Annotated in this window: 15 protein-coding genes; 8 read left to right on the top strand and 7 right to left on the bottom strand. The window is 54.7% G+C overall.

What is annotated here, in order from left to right:
* Positions 1-178: 178 nt before the first annotated feature.
* The 3 genes from prc to P9J57_RS09320 form a co-directional block, all read right to left on the bottom strand.
* On the bottom strand, positions 179-2,224 hold the full coding sequence (gene prc / locus P9J57_RS09330) for a carboxy terminal-processing peptidase (RefSeq protein WP_014605697.1): 2,046 nt from the start codon (positions 2,222-2,224) through the stop codon (positions 179-181).
* A gap of 19 nt (positions 2,225-2,243) precedes the next feature.
* Positions 2,244-2,945 (bottom strand): RNA chaperone ProQ, encoded by a 702-nt coding sequence (gene proQ / locus P9J57_RS09325; RefSeq protein WP_105088179.1) that lies wholly within the window; start codon positions 2,943-2,945, stop codon positions 2,244-2,246.
* A gap of 96 nt (positions 2,946-3,041) precedes the next feature.
* A complete protein-coding gene (locus tag P9J57_RS09320) occupies positions 3,042-3,542 on the bottom strand; it encodes a GAF domain-containing protein (protein ID WP_013026036.1) in 501 nt (166 codons plus the stop codon).
* A 211-nt stretch (positions 3,543-3,753) separates the two neighbouring features.
* Here P9J57_RS09320 and yebS point away from each other — a divergent pair, with 211 nt between their 5' ends.
* The 3 genes from yebS to rsmF all read left to right on the top strand — a co-directional run bounded on the left by yebS (position 3,754) and on the right by rsmF (position 9,111).
* The gene (gene yebS, locus P9J57_RS09315) at positions 3,754-4,998 is read left to right on the top strand and encodes a membrane integrity lipid transport subunit YebS (RefSeq protein WP_013026037.1); all 1,245 of its coding nucleotides are present in this window, start codon (positions 3,754-3,756) and stop codon (positions 4,996-4,998) included.
* Positions 4,967-7,606: a PqiB family protein gene (locus tag P9J57_RS09310; RefSeq protein ID WP_015700191.1), complete on the top strand. Its 2,640-nt coding sequence runs from the start codon at positions 4,967-4,969 to the stop codon at positions 7,604-7,606. The genes yebS and P9J57_RS09310 overlap by 32 nt, the downstream gene beginning before the upstream one ends.
* Before the next feature lie 77 nt (positions 7,607-7,683).
* Positions 7,684-9,111, top strand: coding sequence for a 16S rRNA (cytosine(1407)-C(5))-methyltransferase RsmF (gene rsmF / locus P9J57_RS09305; protein WP_014605693.1), 1,428 nt, complete (start codon positions 7,684-7,686; stop codon positions 9,109-9,111).
* A gap of 147 nt (positions 9,112-9,258) precedes the next feature.
* On the opposite strand, the gene P9J57_RS09300 is transcribed toward rsmF, so the two are convergent.
* From P9J57_RS09300 to P9J57_RS09290, 3 genes are all read right to left on the bottom strand, one after another.
* Positions 9,259-9,477 (bottom strand): DUF1272 domain-containing protein, encoded by a 219-nt coding sequence (locus P9J57_RS09300; RefSeq protein WP_013026040.1) that lies wholly within the window; start codon positions 9,475-9,477, stop codon positions 9,259-9,261.
* 96 nt (positions 9,478-9,573) lie between these two features.
* The gene (locus P9J57_RS09295; protein WP_072138810.1) at positions 9,574-10,941 is read right to left on the bottom strand and encodes an MFS transporter; all 1,368 of its coding nucleotides are present in this window, start codon (positions 10,939-10,941) and stop codon (positions 9,574-9,576) included.
* A gap of 131 nt (positions 10,942-11,072) precedes the next feature.
* Positions 11,073-13,103 (bottom strand): choline transporter, encoded by a 2,031-nt coding sequence (locus P9J57_RS09290; protein ID WP_013026042.1) that lies wholly within the window; start codon positions 13,101-13,103, stop codon positions 11,073-11,075.
* Between the two features lie 256 nt (positions 13,104-13,359).
* On the opposite strand from P9J57_RS09290, the gene betI reads away from it, so the two are divergent.
* The 5 genes from betI (at position 13,360) to mdtI (ending at position 18,213) form a co-directional block, all read left to right on the top strand.
* A complete protein-coding gene (gene betI, locus P9J57_RS09285; RefSeq protein WP_014593862.1) occupies positions 13,360-13,953 on the top strand; it encodes a transcriptional regulator BetI in 594 nt (197 codons plus the stop codon).
* A 17-nt stretch (positions 13,954-13,970) separates the two neighbouring features.
* Positions 13,971-15,443 (top strand): betaine-aldehyde dehydrogenase, encoded by a 1,473-nt coding sequence (gene betB / locus P9J57_RS09280; RefSeq protein ID WP_013026044.1) that lies wholly within the window; start codon positions 13,971-13,973, stop codon positions 15,441-15,443.
* A gap of 23 nt (positions 15,444-15,466) precedes the next feature.
* On the top strand, positions 15,467-17,149 hold the full coding sequence (gene betA, locus P9J57_RS09275) for a choline dehydrogenase (RefSeq protein WP_078828720.1): 1,683 nt from the start codon (positions 15,467-15,469) through the stop codon (positions 17,147-17,149).
* A gap of 397 nt (positions 17,150-17,546) precedes the next feature.
* The gene (gene mdtJ / locus P9J57_RS09270; RefSeq protein WP_014593863.1) at positions 17,547-17,897 is read left to right on the top strand and encodes a multidrug/spermidine efflux SMR transporter subunit MdtJ; all 351 of its coding nucleotides are present in this window, start codon (positions 17,547-17,549) and stop codon (positions 17,895-17,897) included.
* Entirely contained in the window at positions 17,884-18,213 is a 330-nt protein-coding gene (mdtI, locus tag P9J57_RS09265; protein WP_013026047.1) for a multidrug/spermidine efflux SMR transporter subunit MdtI, read from the top strand. Before mdtJ ends, mdtI begins: the two co-directional genes overlap by 14 nt.
* A 34-nt stretch (positions 18,214-18,247) precedes the next feature.
* Here mdtI and P9J57_RS09260 read toward each other — a convergent pair whose 3' ends face one another.
* Positions 18,248-18,661, bottom strand: a complete 414-nt coding sequence (locus tag P9J57_RS09260; protein ID WP_013026048.1) for a GNAT family N-acetyltransferase — start codon at positions 18,659-18,661, stop codon at positions 18,248-18,250.
* Between the last annotated feature and the right edge of the window lie 51 nt (positions 18,662-18,712).

Below are 18,712 nucleotides of genomic sequence, written 5' to 3'. Positions count from 1 at the left end.
CAAGCGACCTTAACGTTTAAGTGTCTAAAAAGACATAACTTTACAATATGACACAACCTTTCGCGCAACCTGTCGGAAACCGCTCAGACGAACACATTAACGACGCTTATCACTGCCAAATTAATGATAAAAAAAAGCACCGCGCTGGGCGGTGCTTTGGATAACCCGGGTTATGCCGTTAGTTGGTTTTGGCTGCCGGTGCCTCAGGTGAGGATTTCTCCAGCTGCGCCAGGTCATTGGCAATTTTTACCGTTTCATCCAGATAAGGATCGGGCTCTTTATAGTCTTTCGGCAAATCATCAAGGCTCTTCAGCGGCTTTTTACCTTCAGCCTGATAGCGCGCGTTAATGCGTTCCAGACGTAGCGCATCTTCCTCGTGGTTCTCTTTCTCGCGCTGGGCAAGATTGAGCGACACAATGTTGCGCTTGTCTTTCATGGCGTTAAAGCGGGCGATGTCCTTCATGATGTACTGGAACTCGCGATCCTTAGCGATGCGCTCATCGTGCTCTTTGGTCAGCTGTGGCGCCAGCGCCTTGACATCACCTGTGCGGGTGTAGGTCGCGGCCGTAATGCTGTCCCACGGTAACGCATTGTCCTCGAACTTCTCGCCCGTTTCCGCCGCTTCAACACCGGTTGGCATCAACAGGTCCGGCGTCACGCCTTTGCGCTGCGTACTGCCGCCATTGATACGATAAAACTTCTGAATCGTATACTGCACCGAACCCAGCGCAGGCCATTCCGGACGCAGCATCTGATCGTAAATGCGGTTCAGTGACCGGTACTGTTGAACGGTGCCTTTACCAAAGGTGGGTTCGCCGACGATCAGCGCACGACCATAATCCTGCATTGCCGCTGCAAAAATTTCTGATGCAGAAGCACTGAAGCGGTCAACCAGCACCACCAGCGGGCCTTTGTAATAAACAATGCCGTCGTTGTCGCTATCCTGACGCACGTGGCCATTGTTATCACGGACCTGAACAACCGGGCCACTTGGAATAAACAAGCCAGAAAGCGAAACCGCCTCGGTCAGTGCGCCGCCGCCGTTGGTGCGCAGATCGATGACGATGCTGTCAACGTTCTGCTTTTGCAGCTTCTGCAACTGCACTTTGACATCATCGGTCAGGCCAACGTAGAAGCCAGGAATATCGAGCACGCCGACTTTTTCTTTACCGACAGTGTGAATGCTCATTTTAACCGCGCGATCTTCCAGACGGATTTTCTCACGCGTTAAGGTCACAATACGGGTCTTAGTGCCTTTGCCAGCAGGCAGAATCTCAAGGCGAACCTTGCTGCCTTTCGGCCCTTTGATTTTGGCGACCACATCATCCAGGCGCCAGCCGATAACGTCTTCCATTGGCTTGCCAGGCTCACCGACGCCGACGATGCGGTCCCCAACGGTGATCGCTTTACTTTTCGCCGCCGGACCACCGGCCACCATAGAGTTGATAACGGTATAGTCATCATCCATCTGCAACACGGCACCAATCCCTTCGAGCGACAGGCTCATTTCGGTGTTGAACTGCTCCGTATTACGCGGTGAAAGGTAGTTGGTATGCGGATCGATTTCGTGGGCAAAAGCGTTCATTGCCAGCTGGAATACATCTTCACTGTTGCTTTGCGCCAGACGACGGATGGCAAAGTTATAACGTTTGGTCAGCACTTCACGGATTTCTTTTTCGTCTTTACCGGCGAGTTTAAGGCTCAGCTCATCGTATTTGACCTTGGCGTCCCACAGCGCATTCAACTCACTCTGGTCTTTCGGCCAGGGCGCTTTAGAACGGTCAATATCGATGGTGTCATTGCCGGTAAAGTTCATCGGACGCGCCAGCACCGTAAGCGCATACTGATAGCGCTCAAAGCGGCGTTTTTGCGCCAGATTATAAAGATCGTAAAAAATATCCAGCTTACCGCTACGCAGCTCATCACCCAGTTGGGTCTTCTTGCTGGCAAACTGTGCAACGTCCGACGCCAGCAACACGTTGTGGCTGTAGTCGAGCATATTGAGATAGCGGTCAAAAATCTTGGCCGAGAAGGCGCCGTCAAGATCGAACTGACGATAGTGAGAACGGGTAAAACGCGACGTCACGCGCTCGCTTACCGTCGCATCCTGCGGATCTTCATGCAGCTGTGGAATTTGATCGGCACGTGTAATGTTCTCGGCCGCAAAGGAAGGGCCTGACAACAGCAGGCCCGCAATCAATCCAACTTTTAAAAGGGTGTTCATGCCGGGGTCAGCCTCCGTTTCAGAACTGCAAATGTTCTGCGCGCACAATCATTGCCATGCCGGAAGCGAGCTGTACCCGGACGCCGTCTTTCGACACTTCCAGAACGGTTGCGTCCATCGCACTTTTGCCTGCTTTAACTTTAATACTCTGGCCGGGTTGCAAAGTTGAGGTATCAGTGATGGGTTTAGCCTGCTGCTCCGGGCGTGGTGCCGGTTTGCGATTCTGCGATGCAGTAGGACGCTCAGCAGACTGTGGACGCGGCTTACGCGCGGCATCACCTTCTGCCGGTTTACGCGGAGCAGGCTTGCGTGGGCGACGTGGTGCGCTGGCACCCTCTTCGCCTTCACCGGCTTCGCGACGAGCGGCTCGCTGCTGGTCGCGCTGTGCCTGAACACGCGCTTTGGCATCTTCGAGTTGCTTACGGGCATGCTCCACGTGCTGCTCATCAAGAACACCACAGGGGTTTCCATCGAGATCCACACGGGTGGCACCCGCTTTGATACCGTACAGATAGCGCCAGCTAGAGGTATAAAGACGCAAGGCCGAACGCAACTGCGTCTTGCTCAGGTTCATTTCGCCCTGAACGCGCTCTACCAGATCCTGAAAGATACCGATTTTGAGCGGACGCGCTTCGCCTTCAGCGCTAAAGCAGTGCGGAAAGCGCTCCGCCAGAAAGCTAATGACTTCTTTACTGCTATTCAACTTAGGTTGATTTTCCATGAAATTTCCTGATTACTACGGGTTTGCCGACCAGAGCAGGCATGAACAGGCGACATTATAATGACAACATCGCCAAATGCCATGCAATCCAGTCGATTAGCTACGCGTCAGCTGCAAATATTTTTCTAAGTCACTGTTCGCGAGCACGTCGCAAAGCCCGTTAGTCAAGGCGACCAGCCCTTTTTCATCTTCACTATCGAAGCGATTGTATTCCACACTGTCGATATCCAGTACGCCGACAACCTGACCGTTTATTTTCAGAGGAATCACAATTTCTGCATTACTGGCGGCATCGCAGGCGATATGGCCAGGGAAAGCATGGACATCATCAACACGCTGCACCTGTTGTTGCGCCAGTGCGGTGCCGCAAACCCCTTTGCCCACGGGAATGCGCACGCAGGCGATTTTCCCCTGGAACGGGCCCAGAACCAGCGTATCGGCTTCCGTTAGCAGGTAGAAACCTGCCCAGTTCACGCCTTCGAGACGTTCATACAACAGCGCGCTAAAATTACCCATTGCAGCGAGGAACGCCGTTTCTCCCGCCAGTAAGGCGCGCATATCGCGATCTAAATCGGCGTAAAAGGCAGTTTTGTTCATTATTCAACCGTTACCAGTGACATCCGAGCGGCTAACCACTCCGCTTGTTAAAAATAAGCACTAAAAATCCATAGCCATAAGGTGAATCATAGCGTTAGTTACTATAACCTTAACATTCTGTGGATCGAAGCGTGATACCCGAGACAGGTACCCAGGCGATGTCTTACTGACCCTTTGCGTTAATCACAATAAGCGAAACATGCACTAATTTATGAAAATTCACGCTATCAGCCAGACATTGCCTCAGGCACGTTATCAGCGTTGTCCGCAATGCGATACCCTTTTTTCCTTACCAGATGTGAAATCGTATCAGTCAGCCCACTGTCCCCGCTGCAACGCGCAAATTGTGAGCGGCCGCGACTGGTCAATGACACGTCTGCTGGCGATGGCGGCCACGATGCTGGTGCTGATGCCTTTTGCTTTTAGCATGCCGCTTATCGACATTCGCCTGCTGGGCATGCGCATTGACGCCAGCGTACTGGAAGGTATCGTTCAGATGACGCTACAGGGCAATGTCCTGACCGCCTCGATGGTGGCGTTCTGTACTATCGGCGCGCCGGTGACGCTGGTGGCAGGCATTGGCTATCTGGCCCTGGGTGAGCGTTTAGGGATGAATCTGCGCCCGGTGCTGCTGATGCTCGATAAGCTCAAAGAGTGGGTGATGCTGGATATTTTTTTGATTGGCATCGCCGTCGCCTCCATAAAAGTCCAGGATTACGCCGACCTCGAATTAGGCTATGGGCTGGTCGCCTATGTGGCGCTAACCGTGCTGAGCGTCATTACGTTGATTCATCTGAACATGGAGCAGCTTTGGGAGCACTTTTATCCCCAGTCGCACCAGGTGACGCGGCGTGACGATCTTCAGGTCTGCCTTAACTGCCACTACACCGATATTCCTGACGCCCGCGGCCGCTGCGCGCGCTGTCATACGCCGCTTGATTTTCGGCGCCGCCACAGCTTACAAAAGTCCTGGGCCGCCCTTATCGCGTCAATTGTGCTGCTGATTCCCGCCAATCTGTTGCCGATTTCGGTGGTGTACCTGAACGGATCGCGCCGTGAAGACACGATCTTCTCCGGCATCCTGTCTCTGGCATCCGGTAACGTGCCCGTCGCAGCCGTGGTGTTTATCGCCAGTATTCTGGTTCCCTTCACCAAAGTGCTGGTGATGCTGGCGCTGCTGCTCAGTATCCATTTCCGCTGCGAACAGGGCCTGAAAACCCGCATTCGTCTGCTACGTTTTGTGACCTGGGTTGGACGCTGGTCTATGCTGGATCTGTTTGTCATTTCACTAACCATGTCGTTGGTCAATCGCGATCAACTACTGGCTTTTACCATGGGACCCGCTGCGTTTTATTTTGGCGCGGCAGTGATCCTGACCATTATGGCCGTTGAGTGGCTGGATAGCCGCCTGCTCTGGGATGCACATGCAACAGGAAACGCCGACTACACCGACTAATGCTACGCTGCGCAACAAGCGTAAAATTTCACCTTTTTGGCTTCTGCCCATTATCGCAATGCTGATTGCGGGCTGGCTGCTTTGGACCAATTTTCAAGAGCGCGGCACGACCATCACCATCAATTTCCAGACGGCCGATGGCATCGTGCCCGGCCGCACGCCTATCCGCTATCAGGGCGTGGAAGTCGGTACTGTGCAGGGCATCAATCTTAGCGACGACTACAAAAAGATTCAGATCAAGGCCAGCATTAAGAGCGACATGCGCGATGCGCTGCGTGAAAATACGCAGTTCTGGCTGGTCACGCCAAAAGCCTCACTGGCGGGGGTTTCCGGTCTGGATGCGCTGGTGGGGGGGAACTACATCGGCATGATGCCAGGCGATGGTAAAGAAAGTGACACCTTTACCGCGCTGGATACCCAACCGAAATACCGCGTGAATACCGGTGAGCTCATGATTCACCTGCATTCATCCGACCTCGGCTCGTTGAACACCGGCTCGTTAGTGTATTACCGCAAAATCCCGGTGGGCCGGGTCTACGATTACAGCATTAACAATCAGAACAACGGCGTGTCGATTGACGTCCTGATTGAGCGGCGCTTCGTGAACCTGGTGAAAACCAGCAGCCGCTTCTGGAATGTGTCAGGAATGAATGCAGACGTCAGCCTGAGCGGGGCCAGAGTACAGCTAGAAAGCCTGTCAGCCTTAGTCAACGGCGCTATCGCCTTTGACTCGCCTGAGGGCGCGGAAGCCGCCAAAACCGATCAGAACTATCAGCTCTATCCCGACCTGGCTCACAGCCAGCGTGGCGTGCTGATATCGCTGGATCTGCCCAGCGGGGATAATCTCTCAGCCAACCGTACGCCGCTGATGTATCAGGGCTTAGAAGTCGGCACCCTGACCAAACTGAATCTGCAGGATGGCGGTAAAGTGACCGGTGAGATGACGATCGATCCCTCTGTCGTGGGACTGATGCGTGAAGGCACGCGTATTGAGATGCGCAGCCCCAAACTCAGCCTCACGGATACCAGCCTGAGCAGCCTGCTGACCGGTAACACCTTTGAGCTGGTGCCTGGCGATGGTGCACCGCAGCAGCATTTTACGGTGGTCGCACCCAATAAAACGCTGCTGCAGCAACCCAATGTTCTCACCGTGAAACTGAGCGCCCCCGAAAGCTACGGCATCGATGCCGGCCAACCCCTGATGTTGCACGGACTAAAAATTGGTCAGGTAATTTCCCGGGATCTGGATGCAAACGGCGTTAATTTTGTTGTCGCGGTCAATCCTGACCAGCGCCAACTGGTCCACGGCGACAGTAAATTCATTGTAAACAGTCGCCTTGACGTGAAATTCGGCCTGGATGGCATGCAGGTGCTGGGCGCCAGCGCCCGCGAGTGGGTCGATGGCGGTATTCGTCTGGAGCCGGGTAAACAAGGCGCACCTAAGACGGCCTATCCCCTCTTTGCCGATGCTGAACGCGCGGAAGAAGGCATTACCGGCGATGGCCCATCCACCACGCTGATGCTGACGGCGAAAAGCCTGCCAGACGTTCAGGCCGGCTCAATTGTGCTCTATCGTAAATTCCAGGTCGGTGAAATTACGCAAGTCACCCCGCGCGCTGATGCGTTTGATATCGCGGTCCACATCAAACCGGAATACCGCAAACTGCTCTCTGCTGAAAGTGTGTTCTGGGCAGAAGGCGGCGCACGCGTTCAGCTTAACGGCAGTGGGTTAACCGTGCAGGCCTCGCCGCTAAACCGGGCGTTGAAAGGCGCCATTAGCTTCGACAACCTGACGGGCGCGAAAATTGATAAAGGCGCGAAGCGCGTGCTTTATCCGTCTGAAACGGCTGCACGGGCCGTGGGCAGCCAGATTACGTTACATACCTATGACGCCAGCAAGCTGTCCGCCGGCATGCCAATTCGTTACCTTGGTATCAATGTGGGACAAATCGAGTCGCTGTCGCTGAGCGATGACAACAATCAGGTGGTGGCGAAGGCCGTACTTTACCCTGAATATGTGCAGAGTTTTGCCCGCGTCGACAGCCGTTTCTCGGTGGTATCGCCAGAAATTTCTGCCGCAGGTGTAAATCATCTGGAAACGATCCTCCAGCCTTATGTCAACGTCGATCCGGGCAAAGGCCGTGGCGCGCGCACCTTTGAGCTGCAGGAAAGCACCATCACGGATTCACGTTACCTTAACGGCCTGAACATCTATGTGGATGCGACCGAAGCGGGTTCCCTGTCGCTGGGTACGCCGGTGCTTTTCCGCGGGGTAGAAGTGGGCACGGTGACCGGTACATCGCTGGGGAATATGGCAGACCGTGTACAAATCGCGCTGCGTATCAGTAAGAAATACCAGCATCTGGTCCGCAACAATTCGGTGTTCTGGCTGGCCTCGGGCTATAACCTGGACTTTGGCCTGATTGGCGGCGTGGTGAAAACCGGCACCTTCCAGCAGTTTATCCGTGGCGGTATTCAGTTTGCTACGCCGCCGACCGTGCCGCTGGCACCTCAGGCAACGTCAAACAAACACTTCCTGCTGCAGGATGAACCGCCTAAAGACTGGCGTAACTGGGGAACGGCGATCCCCGACCCGAATCAACCTTAAGCCATACGGGCAGCCCAGGCTGCCCGTTTTCTTTTGGCGTGCTACACTGCCGCCTTTGCCTCAAAGAGAACTTATCCGTGTCCGACTCCGCCTCACGCTTCCCTGCCGAATTCCTCGATCTGATACGCCAGAGCTTGCCCGATGATACTGACCTGCAGCAGTTTATTGACATCAGCCTGCAGCCATTACGTCGCAGCCTGCGCGTTAACACCTTAAAGATCGGCGTTAGTGACTTTCTGACACAAACCGCGCATTACGGCTGGCAGTTGACGCCGGTTCCCTGGTGTGCGGAAGGATTCTGGATAAATCGCGAGGACGAAAGCCTGCCGCTGGGCAGCGTTGCGGAGCATCTGAGCGGCCTGTTTTATATCCAGGAAGCCAGCTCAATGCTGCCGGTGACAGCACTGTTTGCGGCCCAGCCCGATGCCATGAGCGTCATGGATATGGCTGCTGCCCCCGGTTCCAAGACCACCCAGATTGCCGCCTGCATGCACAACCGGGGCGTTATTCTGGCCAACGAGTTTTCCGCCAGCCGGGTCAAAGTGCTTCATGCCAACATAACCCGTTGCGGCGTAACCAACAGCGCCCTGACCCACTTTGATGCCCGCGTCTTTGGGCCTGCGCTGCCGGAACAGTTTGATGCCATTTTGCTGGACGCGCCCTGCTCGGGTGAAGGCGTCATGCGTAAAGATGCTGATGCCCTGAAAAACTGGTCGCTGACCAGCACGCAGACTATCGCGCAGACTCAGCGCGACCTTATCGAAAGCGCGTTCCACGCACTCAAGCCCGGCGGTACGCTGGTTTACTCTACCTGTACGCTTAATCAGATTGAGAACCAACAGGTTGTCGCCTGGCTGCTGGCGCGCTATCCGGACGCCGTTGAAATCGCCCCGTTGAATGGGTTGTTTGCCGGGGCGGAGCGGGCCGCGACGCCTGAAGGTTATCTTCACGTTTTCCCGCACCTGTTCGACAGCGAAGGGTTCTTTGTCGCCTGCTTGCGTAAAACGGCCTCTGTCACACGGCTACCTGAACCGACCTATAAAGTCGGTAAGCTGCCGTTCAGCCACGTCAGTCGCAAACTGGAAAGCGAGATTGTACAGTCGGCGGCGCAGGTGGCGATTCAGTGGGATGACAACCTTCAGCTCTGGCAGCGCGATAAGGAGATCTGGCTGTTCCCGGACGGTGTGACACCGCTGTTAGGTAAGGTCCGTTTCTCGCGGATTGGCCTGAAGCTGGCCGAAACCTTTGCAAAAGGCTATCGCTGGCAACACGAGGCCGTCATTGCCCTTGCCTCCCCGCGCCCCGATCAGACGTTTGCGCTAAACGAAGCTGAAGCTGAAGAGTGGTATCGCGGTCGCGATATTTATCCTGAAAGCGTCCCCACGCGGGATGAAATGATAGTGACCTATCAGGATCAGCCGCTCGGGCTGGCTAAACGTGTTGGCAGCCGTATTAAAAACAGCTATCCCCGCGAGCTGGTACGCGACGGCAGGCTGTTCCGGTAATCGCCCCACTCGCCCTTTGTGACACTGTCACGAAATCATCCCATTTTCACCTTGCAAAGGGGGTGATTCGGGGAGGTTAGCGGGCACGACAGGCGGTAATGAGAACGGAAGAACGCCGGCAGAAGCCGGCGTTGTGATGTCACGACCTCAGGCGGGACGCGTTTTGGCCGGGTGCGTCAGCAGCTTAGCGGCAGGCCGGACAGGACGCCGGACCAGTTCACCGCCACAGTTCGGACACCGCCCTTTAAGGTGCTGCTCAGCGCAGGCGGCGCAAAACGTGCACTCGAACGAACAGATGCGCGCATCGTGGGATGCCGCAGGCAAATCAATATCACAGCGTTCACAGTTAGGGCGCAGTTCCAGCATGGCATCTTCCTCGGCGATTTCGGCTTTCAGCGTGACAAAACCCGCGCAACTTGTCGAGGATTTTCATCGTGCCAGCGGCACGTTCAGGGCCGTTGTTCATCGGGGCGGAGATGACTGATTCAGCGTCTTATTCGTGCCAGGGTCGTCATCATTCTCGTCCCCGCCATCATCTTCACCGCCTTCCTCGTCCTCGTTTATCTCATCACTGTTGACCATCGCCGCCTGAATCGCCTCGTCTTCCAGCACCGGATTAAGCGCCGCGCCTAAGGGCGATGTCGCCAGGCTGTCTGGCAACACCACGTGCGGCAGGGGTACTTCGGTGGTGGGTAACGGCTGAGGCGTTTTCATGAAGCTCAGTGCGGCAATCAGCAGCGTACACAGGGTGAAGAACAGATAGAGCAGGTTGCTGCCGAAGGGCTGCATCAATGTACCCACCAACAAGGGACCGATGCTGGCCCCGATGCCAAATGCCATCAGCAGACAGGCCGTCAGGGAAACGCGCTGCTCGGCAGCCACCTGATCGTTAGCCAGGGCAACCTGTAAAGGATAAAGCGCAAACTGCACCATGCTGGCGACAAACGCGATACCCAGTACCCAGTTAAAGGGTAGATTTGGCAGCAAGACCAGCGGCAAACAGGCCAGCATCAAAACCAGTGAGATATAAAACAGCAGCCGCTGACGGTCATAGCGATCGGACAGCCAGCTGAGCGGAAACTGCGAGACGAGTCCGGCGAAGATGGTCAGGCTCATAAAGATACCGGTCTGCGCGTCACTGAACCCTTTGCTGCTGGCATAGACCGGCGCCAGACCATAGAACGCGCCGACCACCATGCCAGTTAACAGGGTGGTACTGAGCAACTTAGGAATGGTGCGAATGAAATAGCCCAGCTCCATCGGTGCAGGCGACATGGGCCGGACGTGCGTGCGCGTCGTCAGCGCAATGGGCACCAGACAAAGCGCAAAGCAGAGCGCCACGATCAGGAGCGTGTTAATACCAAACCCGCTTTGCAGCGTCAGCACCACCTGACCGCTGCTTAAGCCAAGGTAGGTCGCCACCATATAGAAGCCAAAAATCAGGCCGCGCTGGGAAGATTCCGCCTGGTCATTGAGCCAGCTCTCCAGCACCATGTACTGACACATCATGCACAGGCCGATAATCAAACGCAGGAAAACCCACAGCGGTATAAAGTCCGTCAGCCCGTGCCCTATTACCGAGGCGGTGATAATCCCGGCGCAGGCGACGTAAGCGCGAATATGGCCGACGCGGGCAATCAGGTTGTGTCCCACTTTTCCACCAATCACCAGGCCAATGTAATAGGCGGCAATAATCGCGCCGATTAAGGCACCGTTTACCGCTTCATGCGCCAGGCGAAGTGACACATAGGTGGTCAGCAAGCCCGAACCCAGCAGCATTAACAGCGTCGTGGTATAAAGCGGCAGAAATGTTCTGAGTATTTTTCGCATACGACTCCCTGTCTACCCCGTTGGTCGGTGTCCTGTCAGAGTTAACCATAGTTGATTTTGTCACGGTTTAGGTCGGGACAATTCCGACTATAAAAAAAGCCCGTAAACCACATGGCTTACGGGCTGCTGACTCAGGCGTTGGGGAAGGTAATACTGTTTCCCGGTGCCTCACGATGAAGATGGATAAAGTTAAGATGGCGTTCGTATTGATCGAGGATATCAATAATCACCTGTTCTTTGCTGTAGTCCATCAGGTCATTGCCCTGACTGCCTTCCAGCAGGAAGGTTTCCAGCCGGTAATAGGTCGATTTTCCGCTACGCGCGCGGTAGGTAAAGCCCGGTATAGAGTACTGCTGAGGCCAGACCTGATAGAGGAAATCCTGCTCCTCGCCCAGTTGCACCCGCAGGTCCAGATAACCCAGGGGATGTTCGTCATTGGCCGCAACCCTGTCCAGCGTAACCTTAGCCCCCCGCAGCTCTAGCTCTTTCGCCACTTCCTGCATGGCAGGGAAGAGAGTTTCTTCCATCATCTTCAGCGTGTAACGCGAGCCAGGATAGTTCATCAGGCGCGACAGGCGTTTTTTCCAGGTCAGACGATCGGTCGCATGGGCCAGATAGGGTGCAGTTTCCCGTGAAGCACTGGCGCGGCGGTAATCTTCAACCTTAAGTGATTTATACAACCCCGCCATCACAAAGAAGATCACGAAGCTAAATGGCAGCCCCATGATAACCGTCGTGTTTTGCAGCGCGGTAATGCCGTTGGTCATCAGCATACTTAACGTCAGGACGCCGATGGCTACCGACCAGAAAATACGCAGCCAGTTGGGGGCATCACTGTTAATGTCTTTCAACTTTGAGGTGAAGTTACCTAACACCAGCGATCCGGAATCCGCTGAGGTGACGTAGAACAACATGCCGGTAATGGTGGCGACCGATGCGCTCAGCTTAAACGCCGGATACTGCGCCAGCAGGCTGTAGAAGCCACGTTCGGCGTGCGTCATGACTTCCTGTGCAAAACCGGCGTCGCCGTGAATAATTTCATACAGGGCCGCGTTGCCGAATACGGACAGCCACAGCAGCGTAAAGGTAAAAGGAATCACCAGCGTACCCAGAACGAATTCACGGATGGTACGGCCGCGAGAGATACGCGCCAGGAACAGGCCGACGAACGGCGACCAGGCAACCCACCAGGCCCAGAAAAACAGCGTCCAGCTGTTCATCCACTGCGTTGGCCGGTCAAAGGCAAAGGTGTTCAGCGTCATGCCCATAAAGCGGTTGATGTAGTCTCCCACATTAAGCACCAGCGCATTCAGCAGGAAACTGGTGTTGCCTGCAAACAGAACAAACAGAATCAGGCAGAGCGCCAGGGCGACATTCAGTTCCGACAGAATACGGATACCTTTGTCCACACCGGAGGTCACTGAAATGGTGGCGATAACCACCGATAAAATGATCAGCGCGGTCTGGGCAGTTAACCCTTCCGGAATATCAAACAACACTTTCAGCCCGTAATTGAGCTGCACAACACCGATGCCAAGCGTGGTGGCGATACCGAAAATCGTGCCGATAACGGCGGCGATATCAACCGTGTGCCCAATCGGCCCGTTGATGCGCTTGCCAAAAATGGGATACAGCGCCGAACGAATGGTGAGCGGCAGATTATACCGGTAGCTGAAGTAGCCGAGCGCAATCCCCATCAGGGCATACATTGACCACCCGGTTAAGCCGTAATGGAAAAGCGTCCAGACCATCGCCTGGCGGGCCGCCTCCATGGTCTGCCCTGCACCTTCCGGCGGCTGCATATATTGCGAAACAGGTTCGGCTACCGAGAAAAACATCAGGTCGATACCGATACCGGCAGCAAACAGCATCGCCGACCAGCTCAGTACACTAAACTCTGGCTTTGACTGCTCCGGCCCCAGCTTGATTGAGCCGAAACGGGAACAGGCCATGTAAATCACAAACACAATGTAGAGCGTGGCCGCCAGCATGTAATACCAGCCGAACGCGGAAGATACCCAGTTGACTGCCTTGAGGATCCAGCCTGCGGCTTCGTTACTGAACAAAATGGTGATGAGTGAAAAGGTCAGAATCAATCCCGCCGATGTATAAAACACTACAGGATTGATTCTGTCTTTTTCACTACTAGGTGGACTCGTCATCGTTTACCTCTGGTTGTTGGCGTGTAAATTTTGCAAGGGATCATCCTGTTTGGATAATCCGGCGTCCCGGCGTCGTGTGTTTTTACGCTTCGTTTCCTGCTGTTACATTCTGGTCAAAACTAGCAAATCTGCCACACTTACCGCTTCACTTACTCAACTTTTAGGACACATCATCCTAACAAGGATTCTATTTATATTGAACATCCAATCAAAAAAAGTTTAAATAGGGGTTCGGTTTCAGGCTGGAGTGAGAGTCATGCCAAAGGTAGGGATGCAGCCAATACGACGTCGGCAGCTGATCGATGCAACGCTGGGAACAATTAATGAGGTGGGTATTAATGATGCCACCATTGCCCAGATTGCACGGCGCGCAGGGGTTTCAACGGGCATCATCAGTCATTACTTCAAGGATAAGAACGGCCTGCTGGAAGCCACCATGCGCGATGTGACGCGTCAGCTACGTGAGGCGGTCGCGAGTCGACTGGCGTCCCTGACAGAGGCCTCAGCAGAGGTGCGGCTGCGCGCTATCGTTGACGGCAACTTCGACGAAAGTCAGATCGAACGTGCGGTAATGAAAGCCTGGCTTGATTTCTGGTCGAGCAGCATGCATCAGCCGCAGCTCAAACGTCTGGAACGGGTCAGCCACCGGCGGTTGTTTTCCTCTTTAGCGGTTGAATTTCGCCGCCAGTTACCAAAGGAAAAGGCCCGTCTTGCCGCGTACGGGCTGGCGGCCATGATCGACGGTCTGTGGTTACGCGCCGCGTTGAGTGGCAAGCCGTTTGACGCCGCCACCGCCCGAACACTGACCACCCAATTCATTCGTCAGCAGTTAGCTGGCGAACACGAGTAACGGAACCAGGAGAAATTATGTCCCGATTCAACGAGCAACAACTCTACATCAATGGTACCTACGTTGCCGCCACCTCTGGAGAAACCTTCCAGAGCATCAATCCGGTCAACGGTGAGGTTCTGGCTGATGTTCAGATCGCCGGACGCGAGGATGTCGATCGTGCCGTCGCCGCTGCCAGAAAAGGACAAAAGATCTGGGCAGCGATGACCGCAATGGAACGTTCACGCATTCTGCGTCGTGCGGTTGATATCCTGCGCGAGCGCAATGATGAGCTGGCTGAGCTGGAAATGCTTGATACCGGTAAGCCGTTCAGTGAAACCTCCAGCGTGGACATCGTGACCGGTGCCGACGTACTGGAATATTACGCTGGGCTGATCCCTGCGCTGGAAGGCCAGCAAATTCCGCTGCGTGATACCTCGTTTGTTTATACCCGCCGCGAACCGCTGGGCGTTGTTGCGGGCATCGGTGCCTGGAACTATCCAATCCAGATCGCGCTGTGGAAGTCAGCGCCTGCTCTGGCCGCCGGCAACGCCATGATCTTCAAGCCCAGTGAAGTCACGCCACTGACGGCCCTGAAACTGGCTGAAATCTACACGGAAGCGGGCGTGCCGGATGGCGTGTTCAACGTGCTGCCGGGAACCGGCGCGGTGACCGGTCAGCTGCTGACCGAACATCCCGGCATTGATAAAGTCTCGTTCACCGGCGGCGTCGTCAGCGGTAAGAAGGTAATGGCGAACGCGGCAGGTTCTACGCTGAAAGACGTTACGATGGAGCTGGGCGGTAAGTCACCGCTGATCATCTTTGATGATGCCGATCTCGATCTCGCCGCGGATATCGCCATGATGGCTAACTTTTACAGTTCAGGCCAGGTGTGTACTAACGGCACGCGCGTGTTTATTCCCGCCGGGCTGCAGTCGGCGTTTGAAGCCAAAATTCTTGAGCGCGTTGCGCGCATCAAAGCGGGCGACCTGCGCGATCCTGAGACTAATTTTGGTCCGTTGGTCAGCTTTAGCCACCGCGACAACGTCATGCGCTTTATCGCCTCTGGCGTTGAAGAAGGCGCACGTCTGCTGTGTGGCGGAAAACGCTTAACGGGCGAAGGCTTTGATCAGGGCGCTTGGGTTGAACCCACCGTATTCAGCGACTGCCGTGACGAGATGAAGATTGTCCGTGAGGAAATCTTTGGTCCTGTGATGTCAATTCTGAGCTACACCTCTGAAGACGAAGTGATACGTCGGGCCAATGACACCGAATTCGGTCTGGCTGCCGGCCTGGTCACGCAAGACCTTAACCGCGCGCACCGCGTGATCCATCAGATTGAAGCCGGTATTTGCTGGATTAACACCTGGGGTGAATCTGCCGCCGAAATGCCGGTTGGTGGCTATAAGCACTCTGGCGTGGGACGTGAAAACGGCCTGATGACGCTGCAAAATTACACCCAGGTGAAGTCGGTTCAGGTAGAACTGACGCGTTTTCAGTCTGTATTTTAATCCCCCTACCTGAGGAGCGACGAATGGAATTTGATTACATTATCATTGGAGCCGGATCCGCAGGGAATGTCCTGGCTACCCGACTGACCGAAGACAGCAATGTGAATGTCTTACTGCTGGAAGCGGGCGGCCCCGACTATCGTTTTGATTTCCGAACCCAGATGCCTGCGGCACTGGCTTACCCTTTACAGGGAAAACGTTATAACTGGGCCTACGAAACGGAACCTGAGCCTTACATGAACAACCGCCGGATGGAGTGTGGCCGAGGCAAAGGCCTGGGCGGTTCATCACTGATCAACGGCATGTGTTACATCCGCGGTAACGCCATGGATCTGGACAACTGGGCGACCATGCCCGGTCTGGAAAACTGGAGCTACCTGGACTGTCTGCCCTACTACCGTAAATCAGAAACCCGTGATACGGGTGCCAACGATTACCACGGCGGAGAGGGTCCAGTCAGCGTGACCACGCCGAAGAAAGGCAATAACGTTCTGTTTGAGGCGATGATTCAGGCAGGCGTTCAGGCCGGCTATCCGCGTACCGATGACCTTAACGGCTATCAGCAGGAAGGCTTTGGTCCAATGGACCGCTTTGTCACGCCTGAAGGTCGTCGTTCAAGCACCGCGCGCGGCTATCTGGACAGGGCGAAAAATCGTGCCAACCTGAAAATCGTTACGCATGCCACGACCGATCGCATTTTGTTTGAAGGCAAGCGTGCAATAGGTGTCGAGTACCTGATCGGCGACAGCAATACGCTGCATACGGTTCACGCCCGCCGTGAAGTCTTGCTGTGTGCAGGGGCCATTGCCTCCCCTCAGATCCTGCAGCGTTCCGGCGTGGGTTCAGCCGAGTTGCTGAACCAGTTCGATATTCCGGTGGTACATGACCTGCCAGGCGTGGGTGAAAATTTGCAGGATCACCTGGAAATGTACCTGCAGTACGAGTGCAAAGAGCCGGTCTCGCTCTATCCGGCGTTGAAATGGTGGAACCAGCCTAAGATTGGCGCGGAATGGCTGTTTAACGGCACCGGCGTCGGGGCAAGCAACCAGTTTGAGGCAGGCGGATTTATTCGCAGCCGCGAAGAGTTTAGCTGGCCGAATATTCAGTACCATTTTCTGCCGGTCGCGATTAACTATAACGGGTCAAATGCGGTAGATGCGCACGGTTTCCAGTGTCACGTTGGCTCTATGCGGTCGCCGAGCCGGGGTCATGTGCGCCTGAAATCGCGCGATCCACGTCGCCATCCTGCGATCCTGTTCAACTATATGTCTCATGAGCAGGACTGGCACGAATTCCGCGATGCCATCCGCATTACGCGTGAGATCATTAATCAGCCAGCCCTGGATAAATACCGCGGACGTGAAATCAGTCCGGGCATTGAATGCCAGACCGATGAAGAACTGGATGAGTTTGTCCGTAATCACGGCGAAACGGCCTATCATCCCTGCGGCACCTGTAAAATGGGCAATGACGAGATGTCGGTCGTTGACGGTGAGGGCCGCGTTCACGGACTCCAGGGATTACGCGTTGTCGATGCCTCAATTATGCCGCAGATCATCACCGGTAACCTGAATGCGACCACCATTATGATCGGTGAAAAAATTGCCGACTGCATTCGTGGACTTGATGCTCTGCCACGCAGCACGGCTGACTACTATGTGGCGGGCGAAGCGCCCGTTCGTACGGAACCCGCGCGCCCAGCGTAAGGTTTTCTACGACATCAAAGCCGGACTGCTGTCCGGCTTTTTTTTGCCGAAACGCAACCGTGCCTAAATCCCAGCAATATTGACCTGATATTTGTCAAAATCCCGAATAAACAGGCTGTTCCTGGGGCGGTTTTAATGATATAACGCTACTGTGTTCATTACCGGAGGCTTTCCCCGTCCACTGAAGAGAAGCAACAACGTGGATGCATTGTTTAATTATGAGCAGGATGTTCATTACTCTTTTTAACCCCCTTTTTACCCTCGCACCTGTCAGCGTTAACGCCGTCGATCAGCACTGGCGCAGCGCCCTTTAGTCCCCTTTCTGCCAGCCAACTTCTTTTCTGCCGTTGCGTTACGCATCACGGTAAATCATGACGTCGATTGATGGAGAAAACCCATGCGCGCCTGGGGATTATTAGTACTCGCTATTGTTACGGAAATTATAGGTACCCTGACCATGAAATGGTCCAGCCTGAATCAGAGTCAGCTGGGTTATGTGGTCATGCTGGGGATGATTGCCTGTTCTTATTTTTTTTTGAGTTTCGCCATCAAGCGCATTGCGCTGGGTGTGGCTTACGCGCTCTGGGAGGGCATTGGCATTCTGCTGATCACCTTATTTAGCGTGCAGCTTTTTGATGAAACCCTGTCGTTAATGAAAATCTGCGGTTTGATCACGCTGATGACGGGCATTCTGCTCATTAAAGTCGGCAGCGGTGAGGTGAAGGAGGCAGAACATGATCCTGCCTGATGTGATCCATTTTGCCTGGCTGGCACTGGCGGTCCTGCTGGAGATAGCCGCAAATATTTTGCTTAAGTACAGCAACGGCTTTAAAAAAATCCTCCCGGGAATGCTGTCTCTGGCCTGCGTGCTGCTGGCGTTTAGCGCGCTGTCTCAGGCGGTTAAAGGCATCGATCTGTCGGTTGCTTACGCCCTGTGGGGCGGCTTTGGTATCGTCGCGACCGTGGCAGCAGGATGGATACTGTTTGGTCAGCGGCTCAACCTCAAGGGCTGGGTGGGGCTTGTGCTGTTATTGCTGGGCATGATCATTCTGAAACTGGCCTGATAACAGGGGGACGCTGACGTCCCCTTTTTCATCTTTATCCCTGGATTCGCAAAAACATGCCCGCACGTTCTGGCAGCAATGCCGGTTCGAAACCATAACGGGCATAAAAACCCGGCGAGCCATGACTGGCAATCAAACTGATGTAGGCGGAGGGCGGCGCATGGCGCGCTATCCAGGCCATTAACGCCGTCATAATACGATCGCCCACCCCCTTTTTATGATGTTGTGGCAGCACAGCAATATCGGTAATGACAAAAAAGCAGCCTCCGTCGCCAATCACTCTTCCCATGCCAACCGGCGCGTCCTGATGGCAAACCACCACGCTGTACAAACCGTTTCTTAACCCCGTCTTTGCGGCCTGTTCCGTTTTGTCACTTAATCCTGCGCTCACTCTGATGTGGCGATAGGTTTCTACAGACGGTATTTCTTCCCGAATGATATAGTCCACGTTACTGACCCCCTGGTAATATAAATATCCAACCCTTCTCGGTTTGATTGA

This window comes from Pantoea sp. nfd-35, from assembly GCF_056892255.1.
Note: the sequence above shows the minus strand (reverse complement) of the source record. Positions and strands in the feature narration are given on the sequence as shown.

What these genes read in the sequence shown, in the direction of transcription:
- prc (WP_014605697.1), bottom strand. Translation starts at nt 2,224, where the DNA reads ATGAACACCCTTTTAAAAGTTGGATTGATTGCGGGCCTGCTGTTGTCA.
- proQ (WP_105088179.1), bottom strand. Translation starts at nt 2,945, where the DNA reads ATGGAAAATCAACCTAAGTTGAATAGCAGTAAAGAAGTCATTAGCTTT.
- P9J57_RS09320 (WP_013026036.1), bottom strand. Translation starts at nt 3,542, where the DNA reads ATGAACAAAACTGCCTTTTACGCCGATTTAGATCGCGATATGCGCGCC.
- yebS (WP_013026037.1), top strand. Translation starts at nt 3,754, where the DNA reads ATGAAAATTCACGCTATCAGCCAGACATTGCCTCAGGCACGTTATCAG.
- P9J57_RS09310 (WP_015700191.1), top strand. Translation starts at nt 4,967, where the DNA reads ATGCAACAGGAAACGCCGACTACACCGACTAATGCTACGCTGCGCAAC.
- P9J57_RS09300 (WP_013026040.1), bottom strand. Translation starts at nt 9,477, where the DNA reads ATGCTGGAACTGCGCCCTAACTGTGAACGCTGTGATATTGATTTGCCT.
- P9J57_RS09295 (WP_072138810.1), bottom strand. Translation starts at nt 10,941, where the DNA reads ATGCGAAAAATACTCAGAACATTTCTGCCGCTTTATACCACGACGCTG.
- P9J57_RS09290 (WP_013026042.1), bottom strand. Translation starts at nt 13,103, where the DNA reads ATGACGAGTCCACCTAGTAGTGAAAAAGACAGAATCAATCCTGTAGTG.
- betI (WP_014593862.1), top strand. Translation starts at nt 13,360, where the DNA reads ATGCCAAAGGTAGGGATGCAGCCAATACGACGTCGGCAGCTGATCGAT.
- betB (WP_013026044.1), top strand. Translation starts at nt 13,971, where the DNA reads ATGTCCCGATTCAACGAGCAACAACTCTACATCAATGGTACCTACGTT.
- betA (WP_078828720.1), top strand. Translation starts at nt 15,467, where the DNA reads ATGGAATTTGATTACATTATCATTGGAGCCGGATCCGCAGGGAATGTC.
- mdtJ (WP_014593863.1), top strand. Translation starts at nt 17,547, where the DNA reads ATGCGCGCCTGGGGATTATTAGTACTCGCTATTGTTACGGAAATTATA.
- mdtI (WP_013026047.1), top strand. Translation starts at nt 17,884, where the DNA reads ATGATCCTGCCTGATGTGATCCATTTTGCCTGGCTGGCACTGGCGGTC.